General features: G+C 73.7%; 7 protein-coding genes. 2 read left to right on the top strand and 5 right to left on the bottom strand.

Going from position 1 to position 8,654, the window contains the following annotated elements; translation table 11 throughout:
* Window positions 1-62: 62 nt before the first annotated feature.
* Window positions 63-986, bottom strand: a complete 924-nt coding sequence (locus ACWGI8_RS33505; protein WP_453666725.1) for a DMT family transporter — start codon at window positions 984-986, stop codon at window positions 63-65.
* A gap of 48 nt (window positions 987-1,034) precedes the next feature.
* The gene (locus tag ACWGI8_RS33500) at window positions 1,035-1,976 is read right to left on the bottom strand and encodes an EamA family transporter (protein ID WP_453666724.1); all 942 of its coding nucleotides are present in this window, start codon (window positions 1,974-1,976) and stop codon (window positions 1,035-1,037) included.
* Window positions 1,977-2,122: 146 nt separating this feature from the next.
* Here ACWGI8_RS33500 and ACWGI8_RS33495 point away from each other — a divergent pair, with 146 nt between their 5' ends.
* Complete coding sequence (locus ACWGI8_RS33495; RefSeq protein ID WP_453666723.1) at window positions 2,123-2,635, top strand: MarR family winged helix-turn-helix transcriptional regulator; 513 nt, start codon at window positions 2,123-2,125, stop codon at window positions 2,633-2,635.
* 104 nt (window positions 2,636-2,739) lie between these two features.
* Here ACWGI8_RS33495 and ACWGI8_RS33490 read toward each other — a convergent pair whose 3' ends face one another.
* Genes ACWGI8_RS33490 through ACWGI8_RS33480 form a run of 3 tightly spaced genes read right to left on the bottom strand, consistent with a single transcriptional unit; the run spans window position 2,740 to window position 5,321 of the window.
* Window positions 2,740-2,982, bottom strand: coding sequence for a hypothetical protein (locus ACWGI8_RS33490; RefSeq protein ID WP_453666721.1), 243 nt, complete (start codon window positions 2,980-2,982; stop codon window positions 2,740-2,742).
* 20 nt (window positions 2,983-3,002) lie between these two features.
* Complete coding sequence (gene malQ, locus ACWGI8_RS33485) at window positions 3,003-5,132, bottom strand: 4-alpha-glucanotransferase (RefSeq protein WP_453666719.1); 2,130 nt, start codon at window positions 5,130-5,132, stop codon at window positions 3,003-3,005.
* Window positions 5,133-5,321 (bottom strand): hypothetical protein, encoded by a 189-nt coding sequence (locus ACWGI8_RS33480; RefSeq protein ID WP_453666717.1) that lies wholly within the window; start codon window positions 5,319-5,321, stop codon window positions 5,133-5,135.
* A 252-nt stretch (window positions 5,322-5,573) separates the two neighbouring features.
* Between ACWGI8_RS33480 and ACWGI8_RS33475 the strand changes: the two genes are divergently transcribed.
* A complete protein-coding gene (locus ACWGI8_RS33475; protein WP_453666715.1) occupies window positions 5,574-8,510 on the top strand; it encodes a beta-N-acetylglucosaminidase domain-containing protein in 2,937 nt (978 codons plus the stop codon).
* Window positions 8,511-8,654 lie beyond the last annotated feature (144 nt).

Below are 8,654 nucleotides of genomic sequence, written 5' to 3'. Positions count from 1 at the left end.
GGTCCTCACCCGTCCGCCCGGCGGGCAGCGGTGCCCGGGGCCGGTCACCGCGCCGCGCCGCCTCACCGCCCCCGCGCAGCGCCCAGCGCCACCCCGCCCAGGATCAGCGCCAGGCACAGTCCCTGCACCGGCCCGAACGGCTCGTCGAGGATGACGAAGGAGAGCAGGGCCACACACACGGGCTGGAGGTAGTAGACGACGCCCGCGCGGGCCGCGCCGATCAGGGCGATCGCCTTGTTCCAGGCGAAGAAGGCGACGGCGGAGGAGAAGACGCCGACGTACACGAGCGGGCCGACGGTTCCCGCCGTGGGTTCGAAGCCGCCCTGTACGGCGAGGCTGATCGCGTAGACGGGCAACAGCATCAGCGCACCGAGCACGAACGTGCTGAGGAGGAAGGTGCGTCCGCCGAGTCCGGCGGGGCGGCGCCTGAGCAGGGCACTGTACGAGCCGAAGCAGACCGCGCCGGCCATGACCCACAGGTCGCCCGCGGCGAAGTCCAGGGAGCCCTTGCCGACGAGCAGCAGCACTCCGGCGCAGGCGATCGCCGTTCCGGTCACGCGCCGGGCACCGAGGCGGGCGCCGCCGAGGCGTTCGTACACGGCCATCAGGACCGGTGAGGCGGCCATGATCATGCCCATGTTGCCGGCGGTGGTGGAGACTCCCGCCTGGTTGACCAGGGTGTTGTAGACGGTGACGCCGAGCAGCGAGGCGAGGGACACGAAGCCCAGATGACGGCGGATCAGATGCCGCTGCCGCCAGGTCTCGCGGGCCGCGAACGGGGCGACGGCGGCGATCGCGATGATCCAGCGCCAGAAGGCGTGCTGGACGGGCGGGACGGAGTCGTGCAGGGCGCGCGAGGTGACGAAGCTGCCCGACCAGACGACCGTCGCGACGACCGCGAGGAGGATGCCGGGGCCGGAGGCCTGCTTCACCCTCCTCGCGGTGGTCGTCGCCTCACTGCCGCGGACGCGGTCCAGGACTGCCACGGTGTATCCCCTGCCTCTCTCCCCGGATGGGGATCTCGGTTGCGGGGCCTACCGTCGCATCGCCCGAATACCCAGGTCCATCGAATCTTTTCGATCGTTCCTTTCAGGAGAACTGAATGATTCGGGGGAGCGGGGAGCGATCTGGCCGACGATCGTGGCGGTGAACGCGATCACCATGCCGAGCAGTTGCACCGGTGTCAGGTCCTGGCCGAGCGCCGCCCAGCCGATGACGGCCGCAGTGATCGGCGAGAGCGAGCCGAGCAGCGTGACGGAGGTGGCGGTGAGCCGCTCGATGCCGCGGAACCAGAGCCAGTAACTGACAGCGGTGTTGGCGAGCGCGAGATAGAGGTAGCCGGCGATGCCGCGGCCGTCGAGCGCGGGCGGGGCGCCCTCGACGAGGAGGGCGACCGGCGCGATCAGCAGTCCGCCGGCGGTGAGCTGCCAGCCGGCCATGGCGAGCGGGCCGACCCCCTCGGGCCGGCCCCAGCGCTTGGTGAGCACGATCCCGGCGGACATCGACGCGGCGGACGCGAGCCCGGCGAGCACACCGACCGGATCGAGCGCGGCGCCCGCCTTGAGGACGACCAGGCTGACACCGAAGGCCGCGGCGATGGCGGCGAGCAGCCCCCGCGCGGTCGGCCGGTCGCCCAGCAGCAGGGTCGCGAGGCCGATGACGAACAGCGGCCCGACCGAGCCGACGACGGCGGCGACCCCGCCGGGCAGCCGGTACGCGGCGAGGAAGAGCAGCGGGAAGAACGCCCCGATGTTGAGCGCGCCGAGGACCGCCGCCTTCCCCCACCAGACGCCGCGCGGCAGCGTGCGGGTGAGCGCGAGCAGGGCGAGACCGGCGGGCAGGGCGCGCATCAGTCCGGTGAACAGAGGGCGGTCGGGCGGCAGGAACTCGGTCGTGACGACGTAGGTGGTGCCCCAGGAGACCGGGGCGAGGGCGGTGACGGCCGTGACGGCGACGGCGGCGTTGCGGGCGGACATGGCAGCCCCTTCATGGGCGGCGGACGTGAACAGCGAACAACAAGCAACAAACCCGAGGTGACTTGTCACTAAGTAGCTTAGAGCTAAGCTACTTAGATGAAAGTCACTTGCTTGCCAGCAACCATGTCCTGGCCGAAACTGTTCCCATGACCTCCACTCCCGCCCCCACCCCGGATCCCGTGGACGCGATCATCGCGCAGTGGGCCGCCGTACGACCCGAACTCGAAACCGTCCCGATGGCCGTCTTCGGGCGGATCTACCGCCTGGCGAACGCGATGGCCCTGCTCCATGACAAGGCGTACAAGCCGTACGGCCTCTCGCGCGGGGAGTTCGACGTCCTGGGGACGCTGCGGCGTTCCGGGGAGCCCTACACGCTCTCGCCCCGCCAGCTGTCCCAGACGCTGATGCTGACGACGGGCGGGATGACCGGGCGGCTGGACCGGCTGGAGAAGGCCGGGCTGCTCAGCCGCAGCCCCGATCCGCACGACCGGCGCGGACTACGGGTGACGCTCAGCGAGCGGGGCCGCAAGCTGGTGGACGGGGCCGTGGAAGCAGGGCTCGCGGCGCAGCGGGAGGCGCTGGGATCGGCACTCGACGAGGACGAGGCGGAGCAGCTCTCCGGGCTGCTGCGAAAGCTGCTGAGCTCGATGGGGGCCTGAGCCGCTCCCCGCCGGGGAACACGTGAGGGCACCGCACGGTACCGGGACCGTGCGGCGCCCTCACGAAGAGTGTGAAGAGTGCGTACTCGGGACGGAGTGCGCGCTCAGGCCTGCTTCTTGGGCCTGTCGGATGACTTGTCGAGGACCATCACCAGGCCCACGATCACCAGGAACAGGACGATCGGCAACACGACGTACAGGCCGAGCGTCTCGGCCACACTCAGGCCGGGACCCGGGTCGTCGCCGTCGTCGGCCACCAGCGCGAGCGCGGGGGACGACATGAGCAGCATCATCAGCGTCGTACCGGCCGCGACGGTGCCGGCGCGCAGGGCGTTCTTCTTGTCCACGGTGCAAACGTAGCGAACGGCTAGGAGGGCCGCGCGCCCGGGGTGCCCGTACGAGGTGCGGACGCCGGGCGGAAGACCTCCATCAGGGCGTGCAGCCGGGGCGACGCGGCCAGCTCCTCCAGCGTCAGCGGCCGGCCCTCCGCGTCCCCGATGGGCAGCCGCCAGTTCGGATACTGGTCCCAGGTGCCCGGCAGGTTCTGCGGGCGCCGGTCCCCCACCGCGTCCGGCAGCCAGACGCCCACCATCCGGGCGGGGGTGCGCAGCAGGAAGCGGTAGACGGCGCGGATCTCGCCCTCCTCGTCACGGGTGCCCTCGGGCAGCAGTCCGAGCCGGGTCAGATACGCGAGCCACTCGGCGACCTCCGCGGAATCCTCCGAACGTTCCTGCTCCAGCGGCCGGGTGAGCAGGCCCAGCCGGTGGCGCAGCGCCACGTGCTCCCCGGTGAGGCGGGCCGCGGTGGACGGCAGATCGTGGGTGGTCGCCGTGGCGACACAGCCCTCGCGCCAGCTCCCGGGGGCCAGCGGGCGGTCCGTACCGTCCCAGTCGCGCTCGAACCAGAGCACGGACGTGCCCAGCACCCCGCGGCGCGAGAGGGTCTCGCGCACGCCCGGCTCGACCGTGCCGAGATCCTCCCCTATGACGACGGCGCCCGCGCGGTGCGCCTCCAGCACGAGGACGGCGAGCATCGCCTCGGCGTCGTACCGGACGTACGTGCCCTCGGTGGCCTCGGCGCCGCTCGGCACCCACCAGAGCCGGAACAGGCCCATGACGTGGTCGAGGCGCAACGCACCCGCGTGCCGCAGCAGGCCGCGCAGCAGCCCGCGGTACGGGGCGAAGCCGGAGGCGGCGAGGACGTCCGGGCGCCAGGGCGGCAGCCCCCAGTCCTGGCCGCGCGCGTTGAACGCGTCCGGCGGTGCGCCCACCGACATCCCGGCGGCGAACGCGTCCTGCTGCGCCCAGGCGTCCGCGCCGCCCGGGTGCACCCCGACGGCGAGGTCATGGACGATGCCGACGGCCATTCCGGCGTCGCGCGCGGCCGTGGACGCCGAGGCCAGCTGCTCGTCGGTGAGCCAGGCGAGCCGGCAGTGGAAGTCGACCCGGTCCATCAGCTCGCCGCGGGCCCGGGAGGTCTCCGCGGATCGCGGATCGCGCAGTCCGGCGGGCCAGGAGTGCCAGTCCGAGCCGTACACCTCGGCGAGGGCGCACCAGGTGGCGTGATCGTCCAGCGCCTGGCCCTGCGCGGCGAGGAACGCGCAGTACTCGGCCCTGCGGCCGGGTCCGAGCGGGACCCGCTGCACCAGCTCCAGAGCCTGGAGCTTGAGCTCCCAGACGGCGTCGCGGTCGATCAGCGCGCCCTTCTCCAGGACGGAGACGCGCAGCCCGGCCGCCTTCTCCACGAGTGCGTCAAGCCGGCTCCGGTCCTGGCCGGTGACGTACGCGTACTCGGGGATGCTCTCGATCCGCAGATGCACCGGATCGGGGAAGCGGCGCGACGACGGGCGGTACGGGGAGGGATCGGTCGGCGCGCCGGGCACCGCCGCGTGCAGCGGGTTGACCTGGACGAACCCGGCCCGGAGGTCCCGGCCCGCCCAGGCGGCCAGCTCCCCGAGGTCCCCGAGGTCTCCCATGCCCCAGGAGCGGCCGGACAGCAGCGAGTAGAGCTGCACCAGGAATCCGTGCACCCGGCCCTCGGGCTGCGGCACCGCCTCCGGCGCGACGACCAGCGTGGCGCGCGCCTTCCGCCCGCCGGGCGTGCGCACATCCAACCGGTGCACTCCTGGCGGCAGTTGGGCCCACTCGTGCCGCGCGGGCTCCCGGACGGCCTCGGCTGCGGCGGCGACCGCACGCTCACGCCACTCCAGCGTGCCGCCCTCCTCCAGCCGCACCCGCACGCGAGTGCGCTCCGGGAGGGCCACGGGCGGCTCGGCGGCCGGGAGCCAGGCCACGACCGTCGGCGGGAGCAGACGCTCCGCGGCTGCGGCGTCCGCCGCGGAGAGGGCGGCCAGGACCGCGTCCGGGGTGGCGGCGTCCACGCCGAGCGCGGCGAGCACCGCGACGACCGTGGAGTCGGGGACGGGGACGGTGACGCCCGCCGAGGGCGAGTACGAGGTGGCGACACCGTGTAACGCGGCCAGCCGGGCCAGGCCCATTCAGACTCCTGGGGACTCCGTGCCGCCGGCGGTGCCGGGGGCGGTCGGTTCGCTGGTGAGGGGGGCGGCCACGGCGAGCGGCGGCTCGCTGGTCAGAGGTGCGGCGTCGGCGAGCGGCGGCTCGCTCGTGAGAGGACCGGGCACCTGTTTGGACAGGGCGGAGAGCAGCAGCTGTGCGGAAGCGGCCACGGGGGCCTCCTCAAGGTGGGCAACAGGACATTGCAGCCCTACCCAGTGGGCACGGCCGCAGACGTACGCCTCTCGTCAACGTGTTCCGTGTCACATTCTGCTCCACGCACGGGAGTTGAGCGGCCCGTTGAACGGTCCTGCGCGCCGATGGGCAAATACGACACAAGCGGCACCCGCATTGACACGTTCACCTCACCGGTGGTGGGCTCGAATCCGTTTCGATGGACACGTAAGCCTGGAGGGGAGCCGGACGTGCGGTTCGGGCGCAGAAAGCAGACGGCGACCGCCGTCGCCGTCGCCGTGATCGGCGGCCTGTTCGGCACCGCTCCCGGAGCCGTCGCCGCACCCGACGTACCCGGGTCCACCACCGCCACCGTGCCCGACCACGCTGACGGCACGGGGCTGCCCGCCGTCTGGCCGCGCCCGCAGACGCTCAAGGCCGGGGGCCGTGCCGTACCGCTCGGCGAGGAGGCGACCCTCCTGGTGGCCCCCGACGCCGATCCGTTCGCGGTCGAGACGGTTTGGGACACCCTGCGCGCCGCCGGCGTGCGCACCATCCACACCGCGCTGCCCGGCCACGGGCCCGTGGTCCGTCTCGGCGGCAGTGGCGCACTGGACGCGCTGCGCGCCCTGCGCGTACCCGAGCGCACCGATCTGCCGGCCGGCGGCTACCGCATCGCGGCGGGCCGCGTCGCCGGCCGGGACACCGTCGCCCTGGACGGCGTCGGAGGCGACGGGCTGTTCCACGGGGCGCAGACGCTCCGGCAGTTGGTCAGGGACGGTTCGGTCGCCGGGGTCGTCGTACGCGACTGGCCGGGTACGGCCGTGCGCGGGATGACGGAAGGTTTCTACGGCCGGCCGTGGAGCCGTGAACAGCGCCTCGCACAGCTCGACTTCATGGGACGCACCAAGCAGAACCGGTACCTGTACGCGCCGGGCGACGACCCGTTCCGGCAGGCCCGCTGGCGCGAGCCGTATCCCGCGGACCGGCGCGCCGAGTTCCGCGAGCTCGCCGAGCGGGCCCGCGCCAACCATGTGACGCTCGCCTGGGCCGTCGCCCCCGCCCAGTCCATGTGTCTGGCATCGGACGACGACGTCAAGGCGCTCAAGCGCAAGATCGACGCGATGTGGGCGCTCGGCGTACGCGCCTTCCAGCTGCAGTTCCAGGACGTCAGCTATAGCGAGTGGCACTGCGACCGGGACGCCGACACGTTCGGCTCGGGGCCCGAGGCCGCGGCGAAGGCGCAGGCGCGGCTGGCCGGTGAGGTGGCCCGGCATCTCGCCGACCGCCATCCCGCGGCCGCCCCGCTCACGATCATGCCGACGGAGTTCTACCAGGACGGCGCCACCGAGTACCGCACGGCGCTCGCCTCGCAGCTGGACACCCGCGTCCAGGTCGCGTGGACCGGAGTCGGCGTCGTCCCGCGCACCATCACCGGGCGGGAACTGGCCGGGGCCCGCGAGGTGTTCCGGCACCCGCTGGTCACCATGGACAACTACCCGGTCAACGACTACGCGCAGGACCGTATCTTCCTCGGCCCGTACACCGGCCGGGAACCGGCCGTCGCGACCGGGTCCGCCGCGCTGCTCGCCAACGCGAGCGAGCAGGCGACCGCGTCCCGCATCCCGCTGTTCACCGCCGCCGACTACGCGTGGAACCCGAAGGGTTACCAGCCGCAGGAGTCCTGGCGGGCGGCGATAGCGGACCTCGCCGGCGGCGACCCGAAGACCCGGGAGGCGCTCGGCGTACTCGCCGGGAACCACGCGTCGTCCCTCCTCGACCCCACCGAATCCGCGTATCTGCGGCCGCTGCTGGCCGAGTTCTGGCGCACCCGTACGACCACCGACGCGGCCGCCAGGGACGAGGCCGCGCGGCGGCTGCGGGACGCGTTCACCGTGATGCGGGAGGCGCCGCAGCGGCTGGGGCCGGACCAGGGAGCGGGGTCCGGGCACGCGAGCCTGGCCGCGCTGGACGCCGAAGTGCGGCCGTGGGTGGACCAGCTGGCGCGGTACGGCCGCGCCGGCGAGCTCGCCGTCGACATGCTGCAGGCGCAGGCCCGCGGCGACGGTGCGGCGGCGTGGCGGGCCTCCCTCGCGCTGAATCCGGTGCGTACGGCGATCGGCCGGCAGCAGGTGACCGTCGGCAAGGGGGTCCTCGACCCGTTCCTGAGCCGGGTGGCGAAGGAGTCCGCGGCGTGGACGGGCGCGGACCGCGCGGCAGGGTCCGTGACCCGTACCGCCGACGCGTACACGGTACGGCTGGGCCGCGCCCGCTCCGTCGCTGCCGTGACAGCGATGACCGAGCCGGGCCAGGACGGCGCCACCGGCGCGCTGGAGGCACATGTGCCGGGCGAGGGGTGGCGCCCGCTCGGCGCGATCACTCCGTCCGGCTGGACCCAGAGCCCGACGGAGGGCCTGCGGGCGGACGCCGTACGGATCACCGGCGCGTCGCGGGTGCACGCGCTCGTGCCGTGGTTCGCCGACGAGCCGCAGGCGCGGCTGGATCTCGCCCGGGGCGAGCTGGACACCGAGATCGGCGGCGGGCCGCAGCGCTTCGACGCGTTCGTCTCGGCGCGGCGCCCCGACGAGGTGCGCGGTGCGCTCGCCGCGAGATCGCCGAAGGGCATCCGGGTGACGGTGCCGCCGCAGACGCGCGTGCCGCGCGGCGCCCGTACGGCGGTGCCCGTCGAGGTCACGGTCCCCGCGACGACGCCGGCGGGCGAGTACCAGGTGCCGTTCACCTTCGGCGACGAGGAGCGCACGCTGACGGTGCGGGCCTACCCGAAGACCGGCGGCCCCGATCTGCTCCGCACCGCCACGGCCTCCTCCTCGGGCGACGAGACACCCGACTTCCCGGCCTCCGCGGCGGTCGACGGGGACCCGGCCACGCGCTGGTCCTCCCCCGCGGAGGACGGCGCCTGGTGGCAGGCCGAACTCTCCGGGCCGACCCGGGTGGGACAGGTCGTCCTGCACTGGCAGGACGCCCACGCCACGAAGTACCGCATCCAGGTCTCCGCCGACGGCCGCACCTGGCGCACCGCGGCGACGGTCCGCGACGGCCGCGGCGCCCGCGAATCGGTCCGCCTGGACGCGCCGGACACACGCTTCCTGCGCGTCCAGGGCGACGCGCGGGCGACCCGCTTCGGCTACTCGCTGTGGTCGGTGGAGGCGTACGCGGTAGCGGACTAGGCCCTCACGGGCCGCGGGTATTTCCCCCAGCCCCGCCCCTTCCCGAAACTGAGGGCTCCGCCCCCAGCCCCCTCCGGGCGGAAGGGTTCACGGGGGCTGACGCCCCCGCTCCCCCCCGGCAGCACCGCGCCCCACAAACACCCC

It is taken from the genome of Streptomyces sp. NPDC054841 (genome assembly GCF_053611045.1).
The sequence above is the reverse complement of the archived record's forward strand: the minus strand, read 5'-3'. Positions and strand labels throughout refer to the sequence as shown.

Coding starts and splice junctions, on each gene's coding strand:
- ACWGI8_RS33495 (WP_453666723.1), top strand. CDS start 2,123: ATGACCTCCACTCCCGCCCCCACCCCGGATCCCGTGGACGCGATCATC.
- malQ (WP_453666719.1), bottom strand. CDS start 5,132: ATGGGCCTGGCCCGGCTGGCCGCGTTACACGGTGTCGCCACCTCGTAC.
- ACWGI8_RS33500 (WP_453666724.1), bottom strand. CDS start 1,976: ATGTCCGCCCGCAACGCCGCCGTCGCCGTCACGGCCGTCACCGCCCTC.